Annotated in this window: 24 protein-coding genes; 16 read left to right on the forward strand and 8 right to left on the reverse strand. The window is 72.3% G+C overall.

Going from position 1 to position 24,655, the window contains the following annotated elements:
* The first annotated feature begins 181 nt into the window (after positions 1 to 181).
* Positions 182 to 1,324: a glycosyltransferase family 4 protein gene (locus ACIRQ7_RS15610; RefSeq protein WP_401476027.1), complete on the forward strand. Its 1,143-nt coding sequence runs from the start codon at positions 182 to 184 to the stop codon at positions 1,322 to 1,324.
* A 99-nt stretch (positions 1,325 to 1,423) separates the two neighbouring features.
* Here the strand turns inward: ACIRQ7_RS15610 and ACIRQ7_RS15615 are convergent, their stop codons facing one another.
* Complete coding sequence (locus ACIRQ7_RS15615) at positions 1,424 to 3,220, reverse strand: AMP-dependent synthetase/ligase (protein ID WP_401476024.1); 1,797 nt, start codon at positions 3,218 to 3,220, stop codon at positions 1,424 to 1,426.
* 275 nt (positions 3,221 to 3,495) lie between these two features.
* Between ACIRQ7_RS15615 and ACIRQ7_RS15620 the strand changes: the two genes are divergently transcribed.
* The 6 genes from ACIRQ7_RS15620 (at position 3,496) to ACIRQ7_RS15645 (ending at position 8,549) form a co-directional block, all read left to right on the forward strand.
* Positions 3,496 to 4,272, forward strand: a complete 777-nt coding sequence (locus ACIRQ7_RS15620; RefSeq protein ID WP_404262818.1) for a metallophosphoesterase — start codon at positions 3,496 to 3,498, stop codon at positions 4,270 to 4,272.
* A 158-nt stretch (positions 4,273 to 4,430) separates the two neighbouring features.
* Positions 4,431 to 4,949, forward strand: coding sequence for an SRPBCC family protein (locus tag ACIRQ7_RS15625; protein ID WP_401476018.1), 519 nt, complete (start codon positions 4,431 to 4,433; stop codon positions 4,947 to 4,949).
* Positions 4,950 to 4,951: 2 nt separating this feature from the next.
* Positions 4,952 to 6,154, forward strand: coding sequence for an ArsA family ATPase (locus ACIRQ7_RS15630; protein ID WP_404262820.1), 1,203 nt, complete (start codon positions 4,952 to 4,954; stop codon positions 6,152 to 6,154).
* A 107-nt stretch (positions 6,155 to 6,261) separates the two neighbouring features.
* Positions 6,262 to 6,750 carry a DUF5304 domain-containing protein gene (locus ACIRQ7_RS15635; RefSeq protein WP_404262821.1) on the forward strand — a complete coding sequence of 163 codons (489 nt, stop codon included), beginning with the start codon at positions 6,262 to 6,264 and terminating at the stop codon, positions 6,748 to 6,750.
* 87 nt (positions 6,751 to 6,837) lie between these two features.
* Positions 6,838 to 7,779, forward strand: a complete 942-nt coding sequence (locus ACIRQ7_RS15640; RefSeq protein WP_401476009.1) for an ROK family glucokinase — start codon at positions 6,838 to 6,840, stop codon at positions 7,777 to 7,779.
* 5 nt (positions 7,780 to 7,784) lie between these two features.
* Positions 7,785 to 8,549, forward strand: coding sequence for an endonuclease/exonuclease/phosphatase family protein (locus ACIRQ7_RS15645; RefSeq protein WP_404262823.1), 765 nt, complete (start codon positions 7,785 to 7,787; stop codon positions 8,547 to 8,549).
* A 30-nt stretch (positions 8,550 to 8,579) separates the two neighbouring features.
* Here the strand turns inward: ACIRQ7_RS15645 and ACIRQ7_RS15650 are convergent, their stop codons facing one another.
* On the reverse strand, positions 8,580 to 9,224 hold the full coding sequence (locus ACIRQ7_RS15650) for a hypothetical protein (RefSeq protein WP_404262824.1): 645 nt from the start codon (positions 9,222 to 9,224) through the stop codon (positions 8,580 to 8,582).
* Complete coding sequence (locus ACIRQ7_RS15655; protein ID WP_401476000.1) at positions 9,211 to 10,008, reverse strand: alpha/beta hydrolase; 798 nt, start codon at positions 10,006 to 10,008, stop codon at positions 9,211 to 9,213. Before ACIRQ7_RS15655 ends, ACIRQ7_RS15650 begins: the two co-directional genes overlap by 14 nt.
* Before the next feature lie 215 nt (positions 10,009 to 10,223).
* Between ACIRQ7_RS15655 and ACIRQ7_RS15660 the strand changes: the two genes are divergently transcribed.
* The 5 genes from ACIRQ7_RS15660 (at position 10,224) to ACIRQ7_RS15680 (ending at position 15,416) form a co-directional block, all read left to right on the forward strand.
* On the forward strand, positions 10,224 to 10,991 hold the full coding sequence (locus ACIRQ7_RS15660) for a lysophospholipid acyltransferase family protein (protein ID WP_404262826.1): 768 nt from the start codon (positions 10,224 to 10,226) through the stop codon (positions 10,989 to 10,991).
* Positions 10,992 to 11,019: 28 nt separating this feature from the next.
* Positions 11,020 to 12,321 carry a MacS family sensor histidine kinase gene (gene macS, locus ACIRQ7_RS15665; protein WP_404262828.1) on the forward strand — a complete coding sequence of 434 codons (1,302 nt, stop codon included), beginning with the start codon at positions 11,020 to 11,022 and terminating at the stop codon, positions 12,319 to 12,321.
* A 19-nt stretch (positions 12,322 to 12,340) separates the two neighbouring features.
* A complete protein-coding gene (locus ACIRQ7_RS15670) occupies positions 12,341 to 12,985 on the forward strand; it encodes a response regulator (RefSeq protein ID WP_403671077.1) in 645 nt (214 codons plus the stop codon).
* 251 nt (positions 12,986 to 13,236) lie between these two features.
* Positions 13,237 to 14,265 (forward strand): 6-phosphofructokinase, encoded by a 1,029-nt coding sequence (locus ACIRQ7_RS15675; protein WP_401475991.1) that lies wholly within the window; start codon positions 13,237 to 13,239, stop codon positions 14,263 to 14,265.
* 134 nt (positions 14,266 to 14,399) lie between these two features.
* Positions 14,400 to 15,416, forward strand: a complete 1,017-nt coding sequence (locus ACIRQ7_RS15680; RefSeq protein ID WP_404262829.1) for a 2-hydroxyacid dehydrogenase — start codon at positions 14,400 to 14,402, stop codon at positions 15,414 to 15,416.
* Here the strand turns inward: ACIRQ7_RS15680 and ACIRQ7_RS15685 are convergent.
* Positions 15,382 to 17,331 (reverse strand): anthranilate synthase family protein, encoded by a 1,950-nt coding sequence (locus ACIRQ7_RS15685; RefSeq protein WP_404262830.1) that lies wholly within the window; start codon positions 17,329 to 17,331, stop codon positions 15,382 to 15,384. The two genes, ACIRQ7_RS15680 and ACIRQ7_RS15685, sit on opposite strands and share 35 nt — an antisense overlap.
* A 181-nt stretch (positions 17,332 to 17,512) precedes the next feature.
* A complete protein-coding gene (locus ACIRQ7_RS15690; protein WP_404262831.1) occupies positions 17,513 to 18,364 on the reverse strand; it encodes an alpha/beta fold hydrolase in 852 nt (283 codons plus the stop codon).
* Between the two features lie 207 nt (positions 18,365 to 18,571).
* Between ACIRQ7_RS15690 and ACIRQ7_RS15695 the strand changes: the two genes are divergently transcribed.
* From ACIRQ7_RS15695 to ACIRQ7_RS15705, 3 genes are all read left to right on the forward strand, one after another.
* Positions 18,572 to 19,981, forward strand: coding sequence for a PLP-dependent aminotransferase family protein (locus ACIRQ7_RS15695; RefSeq protein ID WP_404262832.1), 1,410 nt, complete (start codon positions 18,572 to 18,574; stop codon positions 19,979 to 19,981).
* A gap of 107 nt (positions 19,982 to 20,088) precedes the next feature.
* Positions 20,089 to 21,438, forward strand: coding sequence for a class II 3-deoxy-7-phosphoheptulonate synthase (locus ACIRQ7_RS15700; RefSeq protein ID WP_404262834.1), 1,350 nt, complete (start codon positions 20,089 to 20,091; stop codon positions 21,436 to 21,438).
* Between the two features lie 133 nt (positions 21,439 to 21,571).
* Positions 21,572 to 21,844, forward strand: coding sequence for a bacterioferritin-associated ferredoxin (locus ACIRQ7_RS15705; RefSeq protein ID WP_401475974.1), 273 nt, complete (start codon positions 21,572 to 21,574; stop codon positions 21,842 to 21,844).
* A gap of 38 nt (positions 21,845 to 21,882) precedes the next feature.
* Here the strand turns inward: ACIRQ7_RS15705 and bfr are convergent, their stop codons facing one another.
* Positions 21,883 to 22,359, reverse strand: coding sequence for a bacterioferritin (bfr, locus tag ACIRQ7_RS15710; RefSeq protein ID WP_401475971.1), 477 nt, complete (start codon positions 22,357 to 22,359; stop codon positions 21,883 to 21,885).
* 156 nt (positions 22,360 to 22,515) lie between these two features.
* Here bfr and ACIRQ7_RS15715 point away from each other — a divergent pair, with 156 nt between their 5' ends.
* On the forward strand, positions 22,516 to 23,139 hold the full coding sequence (locus ACIRQ7_RS15715; protein ID WP_404262836.1) for a sulfite oxidase-like oxidoreductase: 624 nt from the start codon (positions 22,516 to 22,518) through the stop codon (positions 23,137 to 23,139).
* A 19-nt stretch (positions 23,140 to 23,158) separates the two neighbouring features.
* On the opposite strand, the gene ACIRQ7_RS15720 is transcribed toward ACIRQ7_RS15715, so the two are convergent.
* Both ACIRQ7_RS15720 and ACIRQ7_RS15725 read right to left on the reverse strand, forming a co-directional pair.
* Positions 23,159 to 23,662 carry a DUF4396 domain-containing protein gene (locus ACIRQ7_RS15720; protein WP_404262838.1) on the reverse strand — a complete coding sequence of 168 codons (504 nt, stop codon included), beginning with the start codon at positions 23,660 to 23,662 and terminating at the stop codon, positions 23,159 to 23,161.
* Between the two features lie 70 nt (positions 23,663 to 23,732).
* Positions 23,733 to 24,647, reverse strand: coding sequence for a deoxyribonuclease IV (locus tag ACIRQ7_RS15725; RefSeq protein WP_404262839.1), 915 nt, complete (start codon positions 24,645 to 24,647; stop codon positions 23,733 to 23,735).
* Between the last annotated feature and the right edge of the window lie 8 nt (positions 24,648 to 24,655).

Below are 24,655 nucleotides of genomic sequence, written 5' to 3' on the forward strand. Positions count from 1 at the left end.
ATGCCGGTGGCGGCTGGTCACGACCGTAGAGGAGACCGGGGCCGGGTGCGGCCGCCGCCCCCGCGGCAGACCGGTGACCCGGTACTGTCGGGCCGAACCGCCCCGGGCGTGTCCGCGGTCTTCCGGTCGGCAGCGATCACCGGCGCGGACCGCCCGCCGCCCCGACCGCCGAGAGACCATCGTGCACAAGACCCTGATCGTCACGAACGACTTCCCGCCCCGGCCCGGCGGCATCCAGGCCTTCCTGCACAGCATGGCGCTGCGCCTGGACCCCTCCCAGGTCGTCGTCTACGCCTCGACCTGGAAGCGCGGCAAGGAAGGCGCCGAGGCCACCGCGGCTTTCGACGCCGAGCAGCCGTTCCCGGTGATCCGCGACCGTACGACGATGCTGCTGCCCACGCCCCGGGTGACCCGGCGGGCGGCCGGGCTGCTGCGCGAGCACGGCTGCGCGTCGGTGTGGTTCGGTGCCGCGGCGCCGCTCGGCCTGATGGCGCCCGCGCTGCGCTCGGCGGGCGCCCGCCGCATCGTGGCGACCACCCACGGGCACGAGGCGGGGTGGGCGCAGCTGCCCGCCGCCCGGCAGCTGCTGCGCCGGATCGGCGAGGGCACCGACACCCTCACCTACCTCGGCGAGTACACCCGCTCGCGGATCGCCGCGGCGCTCACCCCCGAGGCCGCCGCGCGGATGACCCAACTCCCGCCCGGCGTCGACGAGAAGACCTTCCACCCCGGTTCGGGCGGCGCCGCCGTACGCGCCCGGCTCGGGCTCGCGGACCGGCCGGTGGTGGTGTGTGTCTCGCGGCTGGTGCCGCGCAAGGGCCAGGACACCCTGATCGAGGCGATGCCCGCCATCGTGGCCGCGGTGCCCGACGCGGTGCTGCTGGTCGTCGGCGGCGGCCCGTACGAGAAGGAGCTGCACGCGCTGGCCCTGGAGAAGGGCGTCGGCGACGCGGTCCGCTTCACCGGCGCCGTCCCCTGGGAGGAACTGCCCGCCCACTACGGCGCCGGGGACGTCTTCGCGATGCCGTGCCGCACCCGCCGCGGCGGCCTCGACGTCGAGGGTCTCGGCATCGTCTACCTGGAGGCGTCCGCGACCGGACTGCCGGTCGTGGCGGGCGATTCGGGCGGTGCGCCGGACGCGGTGCTGGACGGCGAGACCGGCTGGGTGGTCCCCGGCGGCTCCCCGTCCGCCGCCGCCGAGCGGATCGTCACGCTGCTCAAGGACCCGGCGCTGCGCCGCTCGATGGGCGAGCGCGGACGGGCCTGGGTCGAGGAGAAGTGGCGCTGGGACCTGCTGGCCGAACGGCTGCGGGAACTGCTGTAGGGCGCCGGCGAGAGCGCTGCTCCACGACGCGAGCGGGGTACGGCCCGACGGCCGTACCCCGCTCGTATCGCACCCGGCCTTCGTCGGCCGACCGCTCGGCTAGCCGCGGTAGATGGCCTCGATGTCCTCGGCGAAGTCCTTCGCCACGACATTGCGCTTGAGCTTCAGCGACGGCGTGACGTGGCCGGACTCCTCGGTGAACTGGGTCGGCAGGATACGGAACTTGCGCACCGACTCGGCCTTGGAGACCGCCGCGTTGCCGTCGTCGATCGCCCGCTGCACGGCGGCCAGCAGCTCCGGATCGTCGGCGATCTCGGCCGGGCTGATGCCGACCGGATGGCCGTGCTCCTCGGCCCAGCGCGGCAGGAACTCCTCGTCGAGGGTGATCAGCGCGCCGATGAACGGCCGGGCGTCGCCGACGACCATGCACTCGGCGATCAGGGCGTGCGACCGGATGCGGTCCTCGATCACGGCCGGCGCGACGTTCTTGCCGCCCGCGGTGACCAGAATTTCCTTCTTGCGCCCGGTGATGGCGAGGTAGCCGTCCTCGTCGAGGGTGCCGATGTCACCGGTGTGGAACCAGCCGTCGGAGAGCGCTTCCTTGGTCGCCGCCTCGTTGTTCCAGTACTCGGTGAACAGGTGCTCGCCGTGCAGCAGCACCTCGCCGTCGTCGGCGATCCGCACCACCGAGCCGGGCAGCGGCTGGCCGACGGTGCCGATCTTCTGGCGGTCCCACGGGTTGAACGCGGTGGCCGCACAGGACTCCGACAGGCCGTAGCCCTCCAGGGCGGTGAAGCCGATACCGCGGTAGAAGTGGCCCAGCCGCTCGCCGAGCGGGGCGCCGCCGGAGATGGCGTGCGTGGCGCGGCCGCCGAGGACGGCGCGCAGCTTGCCGTAGACCAGCCGGTCGAAGACCTTGTACTTGAACTTCAGGCCGAGCGACGGGCCTTCGGGGCTGTCCAGCGCGCGGCTGTAGGCGATCGCGGTGTCCGCCGCCTTGTCGAAGACCTTGCCCTTGCCGTCGGCCTGCGCCTTGGCGCGCGCCGAGTTGTAGACCTTCTCGAAGACCCGGGGCACGCCGAGGATCATCGTCGGCCGGAAGGAGGCGAGTTCGTCGGTGAGGTGCTTGATGTCCGGGGCGTGGCCCAGCTTGATGGGGGCCATCACCGAGGCGACCTGCACCAGCCGTCCGAAGACATGCGCGATGGGGAGGAAGAGCAGCACCGAGGAGTCGCCGGTGCGGAACAGCGGCCGCAGGCGTTCGACGATGTTGCCGCACTCGGCGAAGAAGCTGCGGTGGCTGAGCACACAGCCCTTGGGGCGGCCGGTGGTGCCCGAGGTGTAGACGATCGTGGCGGGGGAGTCCGCGTCGGCGAGGGCGCTGCGCGCGTCCACCTCCTCGTCGGTGATGCCGTCGCCCGCGGCGCGCAGCCGGGAGATGGCGTCCCGCTCTATCTGCCAGATGTTCTCCAGGCCGGGCAGCCGGTCGCGGACCGACTCGACGGTGGCCTCGTGGGTGGGGCTCTCCACCAGGCAGGCGACCGCGCCCGAGTCGCCGAGGATCCACTGGATCTGCTCGGCGGAACTCGTCTCGTACACCGGGACGGTGATCGCGCCGGCGCTCCAGATGGCGAAGTCCAGCAGCGTCCACTCGTAGCGGGTGCGCGACATCAGGCCAACTCTGTCGCCGGGCTGGATGCCGGAGGCCATCAGGCCCTTGGCCGCGGCGCGGACCTCGGCGAGGAAGGTGGTGGCGGTGACGTCCTGCCACTGACCGTTCACCTTGCGTCCCAGGACCGCAACATCAGGGTGCTGCGCGGCATTTCGGCGGATCAGATCCGTCAGGTTGCCGTCCGCGGGGACCTCGTACAGGGCCGGAAGGCTGAACTCGCGCAAGACTGCTGCTCCTCATTGGCGCCGGCGCCACGACGCTGTGTGTACACCGGCGGCGGTCCATGATCATGCACAGGGGGGATTGGACTGCCCGGACGTTACCCATCGGTATTGCTATAGGGATAGGGGGTCGCGGCCAGATGTTTGATGCGTCACACGCTGGGCGACACGCCGTGGGGATGCTTCGCGCAGACTAGACCAGCCCTTTGGTGACCCGAAAGTAACCGCTGGTCCGGGGCGCCCTCCCGGTGGCGGCCCGGGGGATCTAGGGTGACGCCATGCGTGTGCATGTGGTCAGTGACGTCCATGGCAACAGCCGGGACCTGGCGAGCGCCGGAGTCGGCGCCGATGCCCTGGTCTGCCTCGGTGACCTGGTGCTCTTCCTCGATTACGCCGACCATTCGCGCGGCATCTTCCCCGACCTGTTCGGCGTCCGGAACGCCGACCGGCTGGTCGAGCTGCGCACCGCCCGCCGCTTCGAGGAGGCCCGGGAGCTGGGCCGCGACCTGTGGGGCGAGCTGGACCGCAACGGACCGGGCCGGGAGTCGGTCATCGAGGGCGCCGTCCGCAAGCAGTACGCCGAATTGTTCGCCGCCTTCCCGACGCCCACGTACGCCACCTACGGCAATGTCGACATTCCCCGCCTGTGGCCGGAATACGCCGGGCCGGGCACCACGGTCCTTGACGGACAGCGGGTGGAGATCGGCGGCCGCGTCTTCGGCTTCGTCGGCGGCGGCCTGACGACCCCGATGCGCACCCCCTACGAGATCAGCGACGAGGAGTTCGCCGCCAAGATCAAGGCCGTCGGCGAGGTGGACGTGCTCTGCACCCACATTCCGCCGGACGTCCCCGAGCTCTGCTACGACACCGTCGCCCGGCGCTTCGAACGCGGCAGCGGGGCGCTGCTGGACGCCATCCGCGCCACCCGGCCCCGCTACGCCCTGTTCGGCCACGTCCACCAACCGCTCGCCAGGCGGGTCCGGATCGGCCGCACGGAATGCGTCAATGTCGGGCACTTCAACGCGACCGGGACGCCGTACGCCCTGGAGTGGTGAGGCCGCCGGCCGCGGCCCCGGCCCCGTCGCGGCGGGCCTGCTGGTGTCCGCCCGCCGTCCGCCGCGCGGTAGCCTTCAGCAGCAGAGACACCAGCACAGACACCGAGCTTGACGCGAGTCGGCGGACCGGCATGAATCGGCATGGAGGAGTCACGGCGATGGCCGAACACACCAGCTCGAGCATCACGATCGAGGCGGCACCCGCCGAGGTGATGGGAGTGATCGCCGACTTCGACCGCTATCCGGAGTGGACCGGAGAGGTCAAGGAGGCCGAGGTGCTCGGCAAGGACGACCAGGGGCGCGCCGAGCAGGTGCGCTTGGTGCTGGACGCCGGCGCGATCAAGGACGACCACACCCTCGCGTACACCTGGACCGGGGAGAACGAGGTCAGCTGGTCGCTCGTCAAGTCGCAGATGCTGCGCGTCCTTGACGGTTCCTACCGCCTCGCCCCGCGCGGCGGCGGCGCGAGCACCGAGGTGACGTACCAGCTCACCGTCGACGTCAAGATCCCGATGCTCGGGATGATCAAGCGCAAGGCCGAGAAGGTCATCATCGACCGTGCGCTGGCCGGGCTGAAGAAGCGGGTGGAGAGCGGCCCCCAGGAGCCGTCCGGCGAGGCGTCCCCGGCGGACCCCGCCGAGGCGACCCGGCCCGCCGACGAGGCCAAGAAGCTCTGAGCGTGCGCATCCTCCTCGTCACGGGTCCCGGAGGTGCGGGCCGCACCACGCTCGCCGCCGCGACCGCCCTGGCCGGCGCCCGGCGGGGGGAGCGCGTACTGCTGCTCACGACCGAGAGCAGCGCTCCGGAAGTGGTGCTGGGCGCACGCCCCGAAGCCGCCTCGGCCACCCCGGTGGCCCCCGGCCTGCACGCCCGCCGGGTCGACCCCGGCGACCGGTTCCGCCAGGAGTTCCTCGCCTTCCAGGAGCGCGCCGGAACCGCCCTCGACCTGCTCGGCGCGGCCCCTCTCGACGAGGACGAACTCACCGAGATCCCCGGCTCCGAGGCCTTCGCGCTGCTGCACGCCCTGCGCACCGAGCACGCCTCGGACGACTGGGACACCGTCGTCGTCGACATGCCACCGGCCGAGGAAACGATCCGGCTCCTCGCCCTGCCCGCCCAGGTACGCCGCTACCTGCGCCGCCTGCTGCCGGCCGAACGCCAGGCCGCCCGCGCGCTGCGCCCCGTCCTCGCCCAGCTCGCCGGCGTCCCGATGCCCGCCCAGAAGCTGTACGAGGCCGCCGAGCGCTGGGAGGACGAACTCGCCGCCGTCCAGCGGGTGATCGACGCCCCGGACACCTCCGTACGCCTGGTCACCGAAGCCGGTCCGGTCGCCGCAGCGAACCTGCGCACCATCCGCGCCGGCCTCGCCCTGCACGGCCGCCGCACCGACTCCGTCCTCGTCAACCGCCTGCTGCCGACCGGCTCCGCCGACCCGTTCCTCGCCGCGCTCTCCGGCAGCCAGCAGACGGCGCTGAAGGCCCTGCGCGAGGAATCGGCCGATGTCCCCGTCCACGAGGTGCCGCACCTGGGCCGCGACCCGCAGGGCGTCGACGACCTCGCCGCACTGCTCGACGGGACGCCGGAGACGGCCGGGCCGGGCGGGACGGCGGAATCCGCCGGCCGCGATCCCTGGACCGTCGAGGACCGGCTCGCCACCGATGGCATCCTGCTGTGGCGGGTGCCGCTGCCCGGAGCCACGCGCGAGGGCCTCGCGCTGGTGCGCCGCGGCGACGAGATCGTCGTCTCCGTCGGCCGCCACCGCCGGATCCGTACGCTCCCCTCCGCGCTGCGCCGCTGCACCGTCTCCGGCGCCGGGCTGCGGGACGGCGTACTGGACATCCGGTTCACCCCCGACCCCGGACTGTGGCCCAAGAGTCCCTGAACGCCATACCACCGTTCGGGTAACGTCGGGGGTGAGTCCCTTTTCCGGAGCGATCCGCACGACCGCTTCGCCGAACCCGCGCCTCGTCGCAGCCCACGGAGTCCCACATGAGTGATGCCACCGAGCGTCCCGCCGACAGCACGGCCGCACACGACGCCGACGCCTGGGAAACGGCGTGCGCCGAGGATCTCGCGGCCGAGAAGGCGCGCCGCCGTACCGAATTCGGCCCGCAGCCCGGCACCGCCGCCGAGGAGCTGCGCAAGCTCGCCGACGCCGTGACCGACAAGCTCAGCGGCATCCAGCTGCCCGGTGCGCTCGGCGGGATCGCCGCACAGGGCGCCGTCAACCAGCTGTTCCGGCAGGCCAAGGCCGCCGTCGAGCCGGTCATCGAGCGCAACCCGGACATCTTCGACCACCTCGCGGCGGCCGGCACCGAACTCCTCGCCGCCTACCGCTCGGCCGTCGAGGGCAGCGAGCGCCGCTGGACCCGCGAGGACGCCGCCGACCGCCCCGGCGGCTCCGACGGCACCTCCCGCGGCGACGACCCGCGCGACGACGACGGCCCCACCGGCACCGAGCGCATCGATCTCGACTGATCCCCCGTCGCCGCAACGGCCGGGGAGCGGCCGCCGCCTCCGGTACGGTTGTCCCCGGCGGGGTTCGAGCGAATAACTGAGGGACACATGGGACTCACCATCGGCGTCGACATCGGCGGCACGAAGATCGCGGCCGGCGTGGTCGACGAAGAGGGCTCGATCCTTGAGACGTGCCAGGTACCGACTCCGCAGGCCACCGACGCGCTGACGGAGGCCATCGCCGACGCGGTCCGCACGGTCGGGGCCGACCACCAGATCGAGGCCGTCGGCATCGGCGCCGCCGGCTACGTCGACGAGAAGCGGGCCACGGTCCTCTTCGCGCCCAACATCGACTGGCGCCACGAACCGCTCAAGGACAAGGTCGAACAGCGCGTAGGCCTCCCCGTCGTCGTCGAGAACGACGCCAACGCCGCGGCCTGGGGCGAGTACAAGTTCGGCGCGGGCCAGGGCCACAGCGACGTCATCTGCATCACGCTCGGCACGGGCCTGGGCGGCGGCATCATCATCGGCAACAAGCTCCGCCGCGGACGCTTCGGCGTCGCGGCCGAGTTCGGCCACATCCGGGTCGTCCCGGACGGCCTGCTCTGCGGCTGCGGCAGCCAGGGCTGCTGGGAGCAGTACGCCTCCGGGCGCGCCCTGCTGCGCTACGCCCGCCAGCGCGCCTTCGCCACCCCCGAGAACGCCGCGGTCCTGCTCGGACTGGGCGACGGCACCTCCGAAGGCATCCAGGGCAAGCACATCTCCGAGGCCGCCCGCCAGGGCGACCCGGTCGCCATCGACTCCTTCCGCGAGCTCGCCCGCTGGGCCGGCGCGGGCCTGGCCGACCTCGCCTCGCTCTTCGACCCGTCCGCCTTCATCGTCGGCGGCGGCGTCTCGGACGAGGGCGAGCTGGTCCTCGACCCGATCCGCAAGTCCTTCCGCCGCTGGCTGGTCGGCAATCAGTGGCGTCCGCACGCCCAGGTGCTCGCCGCCCAACTCGGCGGCAAGGCCGGTCTCGTCGGCGCCGCCGACCTGGCACGCCAGGGCTGACCGCGATGCTGGCTGAGCACCGGGCCCTGACCGCGTCCGGCACGGAAGCGGACGGCTCCGCGGTCGTCCGGGTGCTCAGCTACAACATCCGCTCCCTGCGCGACGATCAGGAGGCGCTGGCCCGGGTCATCCGGGCCTGCGCCCCCGATCTCGTGCTGATCCAGGAGGCGCCGCGGTTCTTCCGCTGGCGCAAGGCCGCCGAACGGCTGGCCCGCGCATCCGGCCTGGTGTACGTCACCGGCGGCGCCACCGCCGCGGGCCCGATGATCCTTTCCTCGCTGCGCGCCCATGTGGAGCGCACCCAGGACATCCTGCTCCCGCGCACCCCCGGGCTGCACCAGCGGGGATTCGCGACCGCGGTCGTCCGCTTCGGGGCGGCCCGGCTCGGGGTGCTCAGCTGCCACCTCAGCCTGTCGGACGAGGAGCGCCCCAGCCAGGCCGGGCTGCTGCTGGAGGCGCTGGAAGGGCTGGACGTGCCCTGCGCGGTCGCCGGCGGCGACCTCAACGAGCGGCCGGACGGCCGCAGTTACCAGCGGCTGACCGGCACGCTCACGGACGCCTGGGCGGCACAGCCGTGGGGCGGCGAATACACCTCCACGCCCCGGCAACCGCATCAGCGCATCGACGCGGTGTTCACCACCGACGGCGTCGAGGTGCTGGGCTGCGGTGTCCCGCACGGCCTGCCGGGCGTACGGGAGGCGGATCTGCGGGCCGCGACGGACCATCTGCCGGTGCTGGCGGCGCTGCGGATCCCGGCGCGAGGGGCCTGAGCCCGGCGCTGCCGGGTACCACCGGGCAGCTCACACCACCGCGCCGCCGCCCGGCATGTCGTCGTCCTCGTCGTCCCGCTTCATCCGGCCGACCAGGGTCGCGAAGCCGCCGAGGAAGCCGCCGATGCCCAGCAGGGTGCTCCACCACGTCACCGGCTGCTGGAACAGCACCAGCACCATCAGCAGCAGCGGGCCGCCGAGGACCGCGAGCCAGGCGAATTTCGTGGTGACGTCGGGGCGCGGCAGCGGAGGCGGTTCGGGCGGCGTGAAGTGGCCCTCGTCGCTCTCGTCGAAGTCGTCGTCGGACGGCTCGGAGGGGGTCCAGCTGCGCGGCCCGACCCCGGGTGCGTAGACGACGAAGCCGCCGGGCTTCGCGGGACCGGCGGGGCCGGCCGCCCCGGTGTCGTTCGCCGCAGTGTCGTCGTCCCCCGCGGGGCCGGCCTCGGCGCCCGGCTCGGGGGCCTTCTCCGTCTCCGCGCCGGACTCCTTCGCCGCCGCGGCAGCGGCGGTCGCGGGCCGCAGCCCGTCGCCGGTGCCGCCCGTCCCGCTTGTCGCGTCCGTCTCGTCGTCCAGGGCCGGGAACTGCGGCTGCTCGCCGTAGCCCGCCACGATCTCGGCCCAGGCGGCCTCCTCGTCCAGCGGGTCCCGGGGGTCGCGGGGGTTACGCTCCGCCACTGGCCGCCGTCCCCTCCAAGGCCGCGTCCGCCCCTGCCTCCGGCGCGAGCCGGGTGATGAAGGCGAAGGTGTCCTGGAAGATCCGCTCGGCGTCGTGGTCGAGCGTCGCGACGTGGTAGCTGCGCTCCAGCAGCGTCTGCCGCACGTCCGTGGACGACACCCGGGCGAGGATCCGCTCGGAGTCGACGGGCGGCACGACATGGTCCTGGGGGCTGGTCATCACCAGCAACGGCTGGGTGACGGCGGGGAGTTCGGAGTCGACCTGCTGGAAGAAGCGGCGCACCGAATGCGCGGCGTGCAGTGGCACCCGGTCGTAACCGACCTCCTGCGAACCGGGCTTGGCGATATCGCTCGCCAGCCCCTTGGTCGTCCGCACGACATGCCGCAGCACCGGCAGCAGCGGCGCCGCCGCGTCATGGACCTTGTTGCCCGGGTTGACCACGGCCACCCCGCTGATCGTGTCGCCGTGTTTGGCGGCCAGCCGCAGCGCCAGCGCGCCGCCCATCGACAGGCCGCAGACGAACACCTTCGAGCAGCGCCCGGCCAGCGCCCGCAGTTCGCGGTCCACCTCGGCGTACCAGTCCTGCCAGGTGGTGACCTGCATGTCCTGCCAACGGGTGCCGTGGCCGGGCAGCAGCGGCAGGGAGACGCTCAGCCCGCGGTCGGCCAGATATTCGGCCCAGGGGCGTACGGACTGGGGGGAGCCGGTGAAGCCGTGGCAGACAAGGACGCCGACCTCTCCGCCGTCACGGCGGAACGGCTCGGCTCCGGGAAGGAGCGGCACCGGGGGACTCCGATCGATGAGGGGGGCTGGCGAGTTACCCCAGCGTACGCGGAGCGGCGGCGCCGGGGTAGGTGCGAAGACGGCCGCAGGGCCGGTCACGGGGCTGCCGGGGGCCGCCCGGTGCCCGTTGCCGCCCCGTCGCGGCGAGCGGGAGGTCAGGGCAGGTTAAGGTCTTTGCGTCACACACAGGAGGCAGTCGGTTGATCTACGGCGCAATGAAGTTTTCCATCGGCGGGTCGCTGAAGCTTGCCTTCAGGCCCTGGGTGGAAGGCATCGAGAACATCCCCGCCGAGGGTCCGGCGATCCTCGCGAGCAACCACCTGTCCTTCTCGGACTCGTTTTTCCTGCCGGCGGTGCTCGACCGCAAGGTCACCTTCATCGCGAAGGCCGAGTACTTCACCTCCCCGGGCGTGAAGGGGAAGCTGACGGCCGCGTTCTTCAAGGGCGTCGGCCAGCTCCCGGTGGACCGCTCCGGCGGCCGCGGCGCGGGCGAGGCGGCGATCAAGAGCGGTATCGAGGTGCTGGAGCGCGGTGAGCTGTTCGGTATCTACCCGGAGGGCACCCGTTCCCCGGACGGCCGGCTCTACCGCGGCAAGCCCGGCGGGCTCGCCCGGGTGGCGCTGGCCACCGGAGCGCCGGTCATCCCCGTCGCGATGATCGACACCGAGAAGGTGCAGCCTCCGGGCAAGGTCGTGCCGAAGATGATCCGGCCGGGCATCCGCATCGGCAAGCCGCTGGACTTCGCCCGCTATCAGGGCATGGAGGGCGACCGCTTCATCCTGCGGTCGGTCACCGACGAGGTCATGTACGAAATCATGAAGCTGTCCGGCCAGGAGTACGTCGACATCTACGCGACGGCGGCGAAGCGGCAGATCGCCGATCAGGCCAAGGCGGCGGAAGCGAAGAAGAAGGCCGAGGCGGGGACGGCCGGAAAGGCCGGGGCCGCCGCCGACACGACGGGCAGGGCCGAGACCGGGGCGTAGGCGCGCCCGGCGAGGGGTGGGGGCCGGCATGACGGACGCGGAGATACGGACGGCGGGCGGCGGCACGACCGCCAGGGGCGGCGGCAAGCCCCCGAAAGAGCTGCGGATGTCCGTCGAGCTCCCGCTGTGGCGGGCGCTCACCGGCTACCGCATCCTCACCCTCGGCTACGTCCTCGTCCTGGTCGGGATGTCCTATCAGCGCTATGCCCACCCCCTGGGCGCCGCCGCCTACATGGGTGTGCTCACCGTCTGGATGCTGCTGACCTGGCGGAACACGACATCCGCCGAGCGGTGCACCCGGCGGTTCCTGGTCGCCGACCTCGCCTTCGCCGTCGGCGGCATCCTCATCACCCGGCTCGTGGACACCCAGGCCCGCATCATGGACGGCGGGCCCACTCTGCCGTCCATCTGGACGGCGGGTGCCGTCCTGGGCTTCGCGATCAAGGGCGGCTGGCGCTGGGCCGCGGTGGCCTCCAGCGCCGTCGCCGTCGCCAATCTCGTGGAACGCCAGGAGCTCGCCCGCGACACCGTCCACAACGTCGTTCTGGTGTGGGTGGCCAGTGTCGCGATCGGCTACGTCGTCGAGGTGGCCCGCGCCAGTGAGCGCACCCTCGCCCGCGCGCTGCAGATCGAGGCCGCCACCCGGGAGCGGGAGCGGCTGGCCCGCGACATCCACGACAGCGTGCTCCAGGTGCTGGCGATGGTGCAGCGCCGCGGCGCCGCGATCGGCGGCGAGGCCGCCGAACTCGGCCGGATGGCGGGCGAACAGGAGGTGGCGCTGCGCACGTTGGTCTCCAGCGGGCTGGTGCCGCCGCGCCGGGCCACGGAGCAGGGCCCGGCCACCGGCGCTGCGCCCGCGCCGTCCGGGGCCGGAGTGCTCCCGGAGGAGGCCGGCGATCCGTGCGACGTCCGGGTGCTGCTCGCGTCGTACGCGGGAGCCGGCGTCACCTTCTCCGAACCGGGCGCCCCGGTCGAGCTGCCGGACGGCGTGGCGGCGGAGCTGACCGCGGCTGTCAGTGCCGCGTTGGACAATGTCCGGGTGCACGTGGGGGCCGACGCCCATGCGTGGATCCTGGTGGAGGACGAACCGGACGCGGTGATCGTGACGGTGCGCGACGACGGCCCCGGCATCCCCGAGGGCCGGCTCGCCGACGCCGAGCGCGAGGGCCGCCTCGGCGTGGCCCAATCGATCCGCGGCCGGCTGCGGGATCTGGGCGGCAGCGCCGCGTGGGTCTCGGTCCCCGGCCAGGGCACCGAAGTGGAGTTGAAGGTACCCAAGGGCGCCGTGCCGAAGGGTGCCGGACGGGGGAAGGTGAGCGAGCGTGGGTGAGCAGGAGACGCTGCGGGTGATGGTGGTCGACGACCACCCGATGTGGCGGGATGCGGTCGCGCGGGACCTGGCCGAGGCCGGTCTCGACGTGGTGGCGACGGCCGGGGACGGCCTCCAGGCGGTGCGCCGGGCGCAGGCCGTGGCGCCCGATGTGCTGGTGCTGGATCTCAATCTGCCGGAGCTGCCCGGTGTGCAGGTGTGCAAGGAGCTGGTGGGCGCCGATCCGTCGCTGCGGGTGCTGGTGCTCTCCGCGAGCGGCGAGCACGCCGATGTGCTGGAGGCGGTCAAGTCCGGTGCGACCGGCTATCTGTTGAAGTCGGCGAGCACCGAGGAGCTGCTGGACGCGGTGCGGCGCACCGCCGTCGGCGACCCGGTGTTCACCCCCGGCCTGGCCGGCCTGGTGCTCGGCGAATACCGCCGGCTGGCGACGGAGCCCGCCCCGGCGACGGCGGACACGCCGGGTGCGCCGCAGCTGACGGACCGGGAGACCGAGGTGCTGCGGCTGGTCGCCAAGGGCCTCTCGTACAAGCAGATCGCCGAGCGGCTGGTCATCTCGCACCGCACGGTGCAGAACCACGTCCAGAACACCCTCGGCAAGCTGCAGTTGCACAACCGCGTGGAGCTGGTGCGGTACGCGATAGAGCGCGGGCTCGACGACGCCTAGGACCTGTCGTGTGGATCAGGCCGGACCGGCCCCGGCCTGATCCGCACGGGAGCCCGAGGCGGGCGTCTGCGTGCGCCCCGACGTGTCCCGGTCCGCTCGTACGGGTGAACGCTTCGCGCCAACTCCCCGGCATATCACCCGAAATCGCCGAACGCCCCATCCCGAAGTGACCCAGATCACCATTAGCGTGACCGGGGTCGGCTCATTCACGGCCGTATGCGCGGCCCTGACGGGATGTAGGTGAAGCAGCGATGCGGGTCGGAGTACTGACCGGCGGTGGCGACTGCCCCGGTCTCAACGCGGTGATCCGGGGCGTCGTCCGCAAGGGCACCCAGGAGTACGGATACGACTTCGTCGGTTTCCGGGACGGCTGGCGCGGCCCCCTGGAGGGCGACACGGTGCCGCTGGACATCCAGGCGGTGCGCGGCATCCTGCCCCGTGGCGGCACGATCCTCGGCTCGTCGCGGACCAATCCCCTCAAGGAGGAGGACGGTGTCCGCAGGATCAAGGAGACGCTCGCCAAGCAGGAGGTCGAGGCGCTGATCACGATCGGCGGCGAGGACACGCTGGGCGTGGCCGCCCGGCTCTCCGGCGAATTCGGGGTGCCCTGCGTCGGGGTCCCCAAGACCATCGACAACGACCTCTCGGCCACCGACTACACCTTCGGCTTCGACACCGCCGTCGGCGTCGCCACCGAGGCCATCGACCGGCTGCACACCACCGCCGAATCCCATATGCGGGTCCTGGTCGTCGAGGTGATGGGCCGGCACGCCGGCTGGATCGCGCTGCACTCCGGCCTGGCCGGTGGCGCGAACGTCATCCTCATCCCCGAGCAGCGCTTCGACATCGACCAGGTCTGCGGCTGGATCGAGTCCCGCTTCAAGGTCCGCTACGCCCCCATCGTGGTCGTCGCCGAGGGCGCGATGCCCAAGGACGGCCAGATGGTGCTCAAGGACGGGACCACCGACTCCTTCGGGCATGTCCGGCTGTCGGGCGTGGGGGAGTGGCTGGCCAAGGAGATCGAGGCGCGTACCGGCAAGGAGGCCCGGACGACCGTTCTCGGGCACACCCAGCGCGGCGGCACCCCCAGTGCCTTCGACCGCTGGCTGGCCACCCGCTTCGGGCTGCACGCCATCGACGCGGTACGCGACGGCGACTTCGGCACGATGGTCGCGCTGCGCGGCACGGACATCGTCCGGGTGCCGATCGCCGAGGCGACCGCGAAGCTGAAGACCGTCGACCCCGCGCTCTACTCCGAGGTCGGCGTCTTCTTCGGCTGAGGCCGGGGCCGGGGCCGGCCGCCCGGCTGCCGGCCCGGTCGCCCGCCCCGGCCGCGGGGCACCGCCGAGCGATGGGCCGTATATTCGGCCTATCGCTCACTTTCCGGGGGGATCGGGACCAGCCGGGAGAAATCGTGGAGATCGTCGCTTTCGGGGTGCAGGCGGACGAGCGGCCGTTGCTGGAGCGGGCCTTCGAGGGCCACCACCAGGTCCGCAGCCTGGAGGTCTTCCTCAACCGCGACACCGCTCCCATCGCGCACGGCTACGAAATCGTTTCCGCCGGCGTCAACGCCGATCTGAGCGCCGAGGTGCTGCAGACCCTCGCGGCCGGCGGCACGAAGATGATCGCCCAGCGCTCCACGGGCTTCCACACCATCGACCTGGAGGCCGCGGCCGACCTCGGTATGTCCATCGGCCGGGTCTCCTCCTATTCGCCGCACGCGGTCGCGGAGTTCGCCTGGGCGCTCGCGCTGGCGGTGGACCGGCGGATCCTCCGGGCCGCCAACCGCACCCGCAACTTCGACTTCCGGCTGGACGGCCTCCTGGGCCGCGATCTGCACGGCCGTACGGCGGGTGTGCTCGGCACCGGCAGGATCGGCGAGGCGTTCACCCGGATCGCCCATGGCTTCGGCATGAACCTGCTCGGCTGGGACGTCACCGAGAACCCCGCCTGCGCCGCGCTCGGCATGACGTACGTCAGCCGTCAGCAGCTGTTCGCCGAGGCGGACCTGATCTCGCTGCACGTCCCGCTGCTGGAGGACACCCGGCATCTCGTCGGCGCCGCCGCGCTCGCCGCGATGAAGGACGACGCGATCCTGGTCAATTCCAGCCGCGGCGGGCTCGTCGACACCGCGGCCCTGGTCGAGACCCTCAAGGCCGGCCGGCTCACCGGCGTCGGTCTGGACGTCTACGAGGAGGAGGCCGGGCTGTTCTTCCCCGACAGGTCCCTGGACGTCATCGACGACGACACCCTCGCCCGGCTGATGACGTTCGGGAACGTCCTGGTCACCTCGCACCAGGCGTACTTCACGAAGGACGCGGTCGGCCAGATCATCGAGGCCACCGTCAGCAATGTCCAGGACTACCTGGCCGGCCGCACCAACGCGAACATGCTGGTCACACGAGGACAGCTGCCAGCAGCTGCGCGGTGACCGAGGCGCCGTCCAGAGTCAGCACCGACTCCGGGTGGAACTGCACCCCGGCGAAGCCCGGACCGCGCAGGGCGTGCACCTCTCCGGTGTCCGCGTCCCGGCTCAACTCCACCCGGTGCATGGCCAGTTCGGTTACGGTGGTGTCGTCGCAGCGGGCCGTGAAGGTGTTGTAGAAGCCGACGGTCTCCGCCCGGCCGAAGAAGTCGATCCGTTCCTGCGCGCCCTGGAACGGTACGTCCTTGCGCACGATCTCCAGCCCCAGCTCGGCGGCGATCAGCTCATGGCCCAGGCAGACGCCGAGCAGACCGTGCCGGTGGTGGGCGACCAGCTCGGCGGTCAGCGAGCGCAGCAGGCGCATCTTGGGGTCGGCGGCGTCGGACGGGTCGCCGGGCCCCGGGCCCAGAACGACCGGGCCCCGGTGGGCGACGGCGGCCTCGCGCAGCCCCGGCTCGTCGTAGCGGCGGACGGTGACGGTCAGCCCCGAGGTGCGCAGCAGATGCGCCAGCATCGCGGTGAAGGTGTCCTCGGCGTCCACGACCAGGGCGTGGCCGTGCAGCGCGGCCGTCGGCTCGGTGGTCTGCATCCGCAGCCAGAAGGGCGCGAGGTCGGCGCGGCGGGCGTCCAGCGCGGCCCGTACCCGGGGATCGTCGGCCAGCCGGGGCGTCTCCCCGGCCGCCGCCGGGCGCACCGGAGCGGACCGTACGCCCAGCGCGGTCAGCACCCCGGCCGCCTTCGCATGCGTCTCGGCGACCTCGCTGTGCGGGTCGGAGGCGCGCACGAGCGTGGCGCCGACCGGGACGCGCAGCGCGCCGTCCGCGCCGATGTCGGCGGTACGGATCAGGATGGGGGAGTCCAGGGTCTGCGCGCCGCCGGCGTCCCTGCCGATCAGCGCGAGCGCCCCCGCGTAGTAGCCGCGGCCCCGCCCGTCGCGGCCGGCCGGCTCGTGCCGCTCGATGACCCGGCAGGCGTTCTGCACCGGCGATCCGGTGACCGTCGCCGCGAACATCGTCTCCTTGAGCACCTCCCGCACATCGAGGGTGGACCGCCCGCGCAGCTCGTACTCGGTGTGCGCGAGATGCGCCATCTCCTTGAGCCGGGGCCCGATCACCACCCCGCCCCTGTCGCCGACGGTGCACATCATCTTCAGTTCCTCGTCCACCACCATCGACAGTTCCTCGACCTCCTTGCGGTCGCCGAGGAACGCCAGCAGGCTCTCGGGGGTGGGGCCTTCGGCCGGGTAGCGGTAGGTGCCGCTGATCGGATTCATCACGACGGTCCCGCCGGTCATCCGCACATGCACCTCGGGGCTGGCGCCGACCAGGGTGCGCACCCCGGGCCGGTGGACGACGTACGTCCAGTACGCGCCCCGCTCCCCGTCCAGCAGCCGGCGGAACAGTGCCAGCGCGTCGGCCGCCGAGAAGTCCGCGATCGCGCCCTCGAAGGTCCTGCGGATGACGAAGTTCGCGCCCTCGCCGCTGCCGATCTCGTCCCGCACCACCCGCCCGACGATCTCCGCGTACGCCTCGTCGTCCACGTCGAACGCCCCGTCCCTCACCTGCACGTCATGCGGGGGAAGGGCCGCCAGCAGGGCGTCCAGGGGCAGTTCGAGGGTCTCCTCGGGGCGCAGCACGGCGAGCGGGGTGCCGTCGTCGTGGGCCCGGAAGCCGCGCTCGCGGATCTGCCGGAAGGGGACCAGCGCGAGCGCGTCGGTCACCGGAGCGTCCTGTGCGCCCTCGCCGAGCGGGATGTCGGCCAGCCGCTCGACCTCCGTCACCTCGCCGATCAGCACCTCGACGGTGGCGGGGTCCGCGCCCGGGGAGCGGCGGCGCAGCAGCGCGAACGGCGGGCAGGCAGGGTCGAGCAGCCGCGTCACGAGTGCGGCGGCGTCGGTGCGGGCGGGTGGCTCGCGGTGCATGACGGTTCCCTCCAGTGGGGCCGGGATGGGCCTGGGGAGGGGAGCCGCCGGAAACGCCGAAGGCCGCCCCTCGGGCGGCCTTCGCGGAGTGTGTGGTGTGCGCGCGAATCAGTGGGCCGCCGAAAGAGCGGTCCACCACCAGTTCATGTTCATGGCCGGTTGCGCGTACATGCTGGGCACCCTACCCGACCCGCTCGGCGGGAGCCGCCGGGGGCAGCGCGGCCAGGAAGTCCGCCAGCGCCGTGTCGAAGGCGCCGGGCCGCTCCAGATTCGGCAGGTGGGCGGCGCCCTCGATGACCGCGAGCGCGGAATGCGGGATCCGCCGGTGCAGGAATTCCGCGTCGGACACCGGCGTGTAGGTGTCGTCCCGCCCGACCACCACCAGCGTGGGGACCGCGATCCGGCCCAACAGGCCGGTGTAGTCGGGGCGTTCGGCGCGGCCGCGGAGGGCCGCCGCCGCACCCTCGGGCGGTGTGCCGCGCATCATCCTCAGGACGTGCGCGGCGGTCTCCGGGGTCCGGACGAGGTTGGCGGGCGCGACCATCTTGTCCAGCACCTCGTCCGCGTAGCCGGCCATGCCCTCGCGCAGCAGCCGGTCGGCGGTGGCGTTGCGGGCGGCCTTGCCCTCGGCGGTCTCGCCCTGCGCGAAGGTGTCGGCGAGCAGCAGCCCGCGCAGCCGCCCGGGGAAGAGCCGGGCGAACTCCAGGGCGATCTGGCCGCCCATCGACAGGCCGCCGAGCACGATCCGCTGCTCCGCCAGGCCCAGCGAGTCCAGGAGGGCGGCGATATCGCGGGCGAAGGTCTCCAGCGGGGTGACGCCCGGGACGACCGTCGACGCGCCGTAACCGCGCAGGTCCGGAGCGATCACCCGCCACCCCGGGCCGTCCTCCTGCGCGCCCGCCGCCCCGAACGTCTCGATCTGCGGCGCCCACATCGTCCGGTCGAACGGATGGCCGTGCACGAGCACCAGCGGCGCCCCCGAGCCCCGGTCCTCGTATCCGACGGTGATTCCCCCGACGACAGTGGTGCTCAACGCAACTCGCCCCGATTCCATGGGTGTTGACGCCGCTGGCCGGCGCCGGGATGTTGACGTCCCGACCCTATGAGAGGCATTCTCTCGGTGCAATAGCAAAATTGCACTCGGTGTAATGTGAGGCAATGCCGCGCGGCCGGCCGCGCCGTACGCAGTGCCGCGCCCCCGGGCACCGAGCGAGGCGGCAGCCGACGAGAGGACCCGACCGTGAGCGCCGAGGAATACCAGCGCATCGCCGACACCGTCGCCGCGGACATCGCCGCCGGCCGGCTGCGCCCCGGCGACCGCCTCCCCACCCAGCGCGCCTTCGCCCGCGCCCACCTCATCGCCAACTCCACCGCGACCCGCGTCTACCGCGAACTCGCCCGCCGCGGCCTGACCGTCGGCGAGGTCGGCCGCGGCACCTACGTACGCGCCGCCCAGCATGCACCCGGCCCCGCCCTGGCCGAACCGTCCGCCCCCGGCGACGGCGCCGCCCGCGTCAACCTCGAACTCAACTACCCCGTCGTCCCCGAGCAGTCCGCGCTGCTCGCCGCCGGCCTCGCCCCCCTGCTGCGGCCCGACGCCCTCGAAGCCGCGCTGCGACCCGTCGCCCCCGCCGGCACCCCCGCCGCCCGCCGTGCCGCCGCCGCCCTGCTCACCGGCGCCGGCCTGCGCCCCGACCCCCGCCACCTCCGCTTCGCCGGGAACGGCCGGCAGGCGATGGCCGGCGCGCTCGCCTCCCTCGTTCCGCCCGGCGAACGCCTCGGCGTCGAGGCCTTCACCTACCCGATGGCCAAGGGCATCGCCGCCCGGCTCGGCATCACCCTCGTGCCGCTCGCCACCGACGAGGAGGGGCTGCGCCCGGACGCCGTACGCGCCGCCCACCGGGCAGCCCCGCTGCGTGCCCTCTATGTCCAGCCCACCCTCCACAACCCGCTCGGCACCACGATGTCCGCCGACCGCCGCCATGCGCTCGCCGCCACCCTCGCCGAGCTGGACCTGTGGGCCGTCGAGGACGCCATCTGGGCCTTCCTGCACACGCCGGACGGCCCGGCGGACGATCCGGCGGCCGCCGCCCGCCCCCCGCTCGCCGCCCTCGCCCCCGACCGCGTGATCCTCGTCGACAGCCTCTCCAAACGCCTGGCCCCGGGCCTGACCGTCGGCCTCGTCCTGGCACCCGGGTCGCACACGGACCGGCTCGACGCGGCGCTCCGCTCCGGCGGCTGGACCGCCACGGGCTTCGCGCTGGAGGCCTGCACCCGCTGGATGACCGACGGCAGCCTGGAGCGGATCGTCGCCGCCAAGCGCACGGACGCCGCCGCCCGCCAGGCGCTGGTCACCGAACGGCTGGCCGGCTTCTCGGTACGCGCCGATCCGCGCGCCTACTTCGCCTGGTGGGAGCTGCCCGGCCGCTGGCGCGCCGAGACCTTCCTCGCCGCGGCCGCCCGCCGCGGCATCGCCGTCACCCCGGCCGCCGCCTTCGCGGTCGCCGCCGAGGGCACCCAGGGCGCCGGCCCCGCCCCGAACGCCGTCCGGATCGCGCTCGCCGGACCGCCGCGGGAACTGCTCTCCGAGGCGCTGGCCACCCTGGCGGCGCTGGCCCACGGCGCCCCCGACGACTCGCTCCCGGAGTGAGCGGGCGGCCCGCCGCCGCCCGGCGCGGGTCTCGTTTTCGGGGGGAGTCCGTCTCACAGTCCGGGCGGCGCGAGGACGCCCCTGGGGTACCCCGTAATGTTGGGCCTGTGACCGTGAACGCTGAAACCCACGCCGGTGGACACACCTGGCGAGACCTGCCCGCGGCGCAGCAGCCTGACTGGCCGGACCAAGAGGCTCTGCGCGATGTGATCGCGGAGCTCGAGTCCTATCCGCCGCTCGTCTTCGCGGGCGAGTGCGACCAGCTGCGCGAGCGCCTGGGGGCAGTCGCCCGTGGTGAGGCGTTCCTGCTTCAGGGCGGCGACTGCGCGGAGGCCTTCGACGCCGTATCCGCCGAGCACATCCGGAACAAACTCAAGACGCTCCTCCAGATGGGCGCCGTGCTGACCTACGCCGGGTCCGTCCCGGTGGTCAAGGTCGGCCGGATCGCCGGCCAGTACAGCAAGCCGCGCTCCAAGCCGACCGAGACCCGCGACGGCGTGACGCTGCCGACCTACCGCGGCGACTCCGTCAACGGCTTCGAGTTCACCGAGGCGGCCCGCATCCCGGACCCCGAGCGGCTGAAGCGGATGTACCACGCCTCCGCGGCGACGCTCAACCTCGTACGCGCCTTCACCACCGGCGGCTACGCCGACCTGCGCCAGGTGCACGCCTGGAACCAGGACTTCGTGAAGTCCTCGCCCTCCGGGCAGCGCTACGAGGCACTGGCCCGCGAGATCGACCGCGCGATGAACTTCATGAACGCCTGCGGCGTGGACCCGGAAGAGTTCCGGACCGTCGAGTTCTTCTCCTCCCACGAGGCGCTGGTCCTCGACTACGAGTCGGCGCTGACCCGCGTCGACTCGCGCACCGGCAACCTCTACGACGTCTCCGGCCACATGGTCTGGATCGGCGAGCGCACCCGTCAGCTCGACGGTGCGCATCTGGAGTTCGCCTCGCGCATCCGCAACCCGATCGGCGTCAAGCTCGGCCCGACCACCACGCCCGAGGACGCGCTCACGCTCATCGAGCGCCTCGACCCGGACCGTGAGCCGGGCCGGCTGACCTTCATCACCCGCATGGGTGCGGACAAGGTCCGCGACAAGCTCCCCGAGCTGGTCGAGAAGGTCACCGCCTCCGGTGCCCAGGTCGCGTGGATCTGCGACCCGATGCACGGCAACACCTACGAGGCGGCCTCGGGTCACAAGACCCGTCGCTTCGACGATGTGCTGGACGAGGTCAAGGGCTTCTTCGAGGTCCACAAGTCCCTCGGCACGCACCCGGGCGGCATCCACGTCGAGCTCACCGGCGACGACGTCACGGAGTGCGTGGGCGGCGGCGACGAGATTTTCGTCGACGATCTGCACCAGCGCTACGAGACCGCCTGCGACCCGCGGCTCAACCGCAGCCAGTCGCTGGACCTGGCCTTCCTGGTGGCGGAGATGTACCGCGACCAGTGAGCCGGTAAGACACAGAGGGGGCGCGGATCCTGTGATCCGCGCCCCACTGCGTTGTGCGACAGCCGCCGATCCAGGTAAGGTAAGGGTAACCTCACTCAAGATCAGCCAAGTCGACGATCCGTCCTCCTCGGGGGTGAACCGCGTGTACATCTGCTCATGCTTCGGTATCACCGAGCAGCAGGTCCGCGACCACGCGGACACGGGCGCCTGTACGCCCCGCCAGATCGCCTCCGCCTGCAAGGCCGGCACCGACTGCGGCGGCTGTGTGCGCCGCATCCAGGCGCTGCTCGGCCGGGGTGAGTGCCCCCGGCGCGAACTCATCGACAGCGGCGCGCCCGAACCGCTGATCGCAGACATTGCCGAAGAAGCACCGGTGCTGCCGGTGGCCCTCCCGGAAGCCGCCTAGGGTCTGTCGCGCGCCAGGCCGGTGGGGGTTCCCCGGGGTCAGCTCGGCTGCTCGATCAGCTGGGCGATGTAGAGCGCCTCTCCGAGCTTCTCGACCAGTTCCAGCTGGGTGTCGAGATAGTCGATGTGGTGCTCCTCGTCCGCGAGGATGTCCTCGAAAATATTCGCCGAGGTGATGTCGCCCTTGGTGCGCATGATCTCGATACCGCGCTTGAGCCGGTCGATGGCCTCGACCTCGACCTGGCGGTCCGCCTGGAACATCTCGGTGACGGTCTGGCCCACGCGCACATGGAACAGCCGCTGATAGTTCGGCAGCGCTTCGAGGAAGAGAATGCGGTCCGTAAGGATCTCGGCATGCTTCATCTCGTCGAACGACTCGCTGCGGGTGTACTTCGCGAGCTTCGTCCAGCCGAAGTTCTCCTGCATCTTCGCGTGCAGGAAGTACTGGTTGATCGCGGTCAGCTCGGCAGTCAGCTGCTCGTTGAGGAATTCAATGACCTCGGGGTCGCCCTGCATGGCAGCGGGCTCCTTCCGCGCGAGAACTGGGCAGGTGCGGCGCATCCTTGCACCGCGCGGAGCGGGCCGTCCAGTAAGTGCACGCTTAGTATGAGTTGCCCTAATCGCTGGCTCCCTGGTCATCGGCACCCCTTCCGGTCTGACAACATGGAGGGCATGGGTCAGCCGGAAAGCCGCGAAGAGGAGCAATCCCAGCTGCCTCCGGGGCAGCGGCTGCAGCGGGGCTGGCCGGTGACGCATTACGGACCGGTCCCGAAGTTTCGCCCCGAGCGCTGGGAATTCCGGGCCTTCGGTGCCACCGCGGACGGCGGCAAGCACTGCTGGACGCATGAGGAATTCGCCGCGCTGCCGTACACCACGGTCGTCTCCGATATGCACTGCGTGACGAAATTCAGCATGCTCGGCGCCGAATGGGGCGGAGTGCGCACACAGACGATCCTGGACCTCGCGCCGCCCGCGCCGGATGTCACCCATGTGATGGTGTGGGCCGAGTACGGATTCAGTTCGAATGTGCGGTTGGAAGATTTCGCCGCGGAGAAGTGCCTCTTCGCCACCCACCGCTCCGGTGAACTCCTCACCGCCGAACACGGCTTCCCGGTCCGGCTGATCATTCCGCATCTGTACGCCTGGAAAGGCCCCAAGTGGGTCCGCGGCATCGAATACATGACGGCGGACCGCCGTGGCTTCTGGGAGGAGCGCGGCTACCACAACCTCGGCGACCCCTGGCAGGAACAGCGCTACTCCTACCAGGAGGGGCCCGGCGACGGCCCGGAGCTCTGAGGCGGGCCGCCGCCCCGGGTCAGTGGTGGTACTGATGCACCACGGCGTGGCCCTTGCCGCGGCCGATCATCCAGCGGTTCACGGGCGTGGTCACGAGGAACGCCAGGACGAGCGAGAACGCCAGCGCCGCCCAGAACAGCCACTGTGACAACTGCGCGTCCATCGCGCCGGGGACCAGGGCGATCACGCCGTTGTCAACCAGTTCCATGACGGCGATCGAGAGGGTGTCGGCGGCCAGCGCGACCCGGATCGCGGTGCGCAGGTCCACGCCGGCCACGAGCACTCCGCGCAGCGTGAGGGAGTAGCCGAAGACGAAGGCCAGCGCGATCGCGAGGATCGTCGTCGGGATGTTGTGCCAGCCCAGGGCGGTACCGATGACCATGCCGAGGACCTCGCCGATGGCGCAGCCGGTGAGGCAGTGCAGGGTGGCCCTGGCTGCCGTCGCCCAGCTGACCGGGCGGCTGCCGGAACGCTGCGCGCGTGGGTGCTCGTGCTCGTCGTGCCCGTGATGCGGCTGCTTCATGAGGTGCCCCCAGCGAGAGGTATCGGTTCCTGCCCGACCGCAGGAACCGTATACCCCCATGGGGTACCAATCAAGGAGTGAGGGAAGCGCCCGCGCGCAGCTCCTTGAGGCGGGCCACATCGGCCGCGTGCCCTTCCTTGCCGCCCGGCGTCTCGATCACCAGCGGCACACCGTCGGTCGCCGGATGGCCGAACAGCTCGCCGAACGGGTCCGCGCCGATGTGCCCGGCGCCGATGTTCGCGTGCCGGTCCTTGTGTGCGCCGACCACGTCCTTCGAGTCATTGGCGTGGATCAGCCTCAGCCGGCCCTCGCCCGTGACCTCCACCAGCTCGTCCAGCAGCGCCTTCATCCCGCCCGGCGCCGCCATGTCGTGGCCCGCCGCGAAGGCATGGCAGGTGTCGAGGCAGACCCCCAGCTTCGGATGCCGGTCCAGAGCCTCGAAATACGGCCCGAGATCCTCCGCCAGGGCGCACAGCGACGCCCCCTGCCCGGCCGTCGGCTCCAGCAGCAGCCACGGGTCGTCGTCCCGCGTCAGCTCGTCGAGCAGCGGGCGCATCCGTTCCCTGACCTGTGCCAGCGCCACCTCGCGCGGGCGCCCGCCGGTCGCCGAGCCGGTGTGCACGACGACCCCGAGCGCCCCGATCTCCCGGCCGCGCCGCAAGGAGTGCCGCAGCGACTCCACGGACCTGTCGACGGTCGCCTCGGTGTGCGAGCCGAAGTTGATCAGATACGGCGCATGCACATACGCCGGGATGCCGTCCTCCGCACAGCCCGCCCGGAAGGCCTCGTCCTGCTCGGGGTTGCCGGGCGGCGTCGCCCAGCCGCGCGGATTGGCCACGAAGACCTGCACGGTCTCGCCGCCCATCTCGCGGGCGTACGGAAGGCCGGTCCTGGCCAGGCCGCCGGCCACCGGCACATGGCCGCCGACCGGATTACGGGCACGGGCGCGCTGCTCGGCGCGCTGCGGGGAGGGGGAGCTGCTCACCCACCCAG

Source organism: Streptomyces sp. NPDC101393 (assembly GCF_044767385.1).
Classification (GTDB): domain Bacteria; phylum Actinomycetota; class Actinomycetes; order Streptomycetales; family Streptomycetaceae; genus Streptomyces.

Excerpts from the sequence above, each read along its gene's own strand:
- macS (WP_404262828.1), top strand. The coding sequence starts at position 11,020 with ATGACGGACGCGGAGATACGGACGGCGGGCGGCGGCACGACCGCCAGG.
- ACIRQ7_RS15660 (WP_404262826.1), top strand. The coding sequence starts at position 10,224 with ATGAAGTTTTCCATCGGCGGGTCGCTGAAGCTTGCCTTCAGGCCCTGG.
- ACIRQ7_RS15640 (WP_401476009.1), top strand. The coding sequence starts at position 6,838 with ATGGGACTCACCATCGGCGTCGACATCGGCGGCACGAAGATCGCGGCC.
- ACIRQ7_RS15645 (WP_404262823.1), top strand. The coding sequence starts at position 7,785 with ATGCTGGCTGAGCACCGGGCCCTGACCGCGTCCGGCACGGAAGCGGAC.
- ACIRQ7_RS15675 (WP_401475991.1), top strand. The coding sequence starts at position 13,237 with ATGCGGGTCGGAGTACTGACCGGCGGTGGCGACTGCCCCGGTCTCAAC.
- ACIRQ7_RS15625 (WP_401476018.1), top strand. The coding sequence starts at position 4,431 with ATGGCCGAACACACCAGCTCGAGCATCACGATCGAGGCGGCACCCGCC.
- ACIRQ7_RS15620 (WP_404262818.1), top strand. The coding sequence starts at position 3,496 with ATGCGTGTGCATGTGGTCAGTGACGTCCATGGCAACAGCCGGGACCTG.
- ACIRQ7_RS15715 (WP_404262836.1), top strand. The coding sequence starts at position 22,516 with ATGGGTCAGCCGGAAAGCCGCGAAGAGGAGCAATCCCAGCTGCCTCCG.
- ACIRQ7_RS15685 (WP_404262830.1), bottom strand. The coding sequence starts at position 17,331 with ATGCACCGCGAGCCACCCGCCCGCACCGACGCCGCCGCACTCGTGACG.
- ACIRQ7_RS15670 (WP_403671077.1), top strand. The coding sequence starts at position 12,341 with ATGGTGGTCGACGACCACCCGATGTGGCGGGATGCGGTCGCGCGGGAC.
- ACIRQ7_RS15635 (WP_404262821.1), top strand. The coding sequence starts at position 6,262 with ATGAGTGATGCCACCGAGCGTCCCGCCGACAGCACGGCCGCACACGAC.
- bfr (WP_401475971.1), bottom strand. The coding sequence starts at position 22,359 with ATGCAGGGCGACCCCGAGGTCATTGAATTCCTCAACGAGCAGCTGACT.
- ACIRQ7_RS15720 (WP_404262838.1), bottom strand. The coding sequence starts at position 23,662 with ATGAAGCAGCCGCATCACGGGCACGACGAGCACGAGCACCCACGCGCG.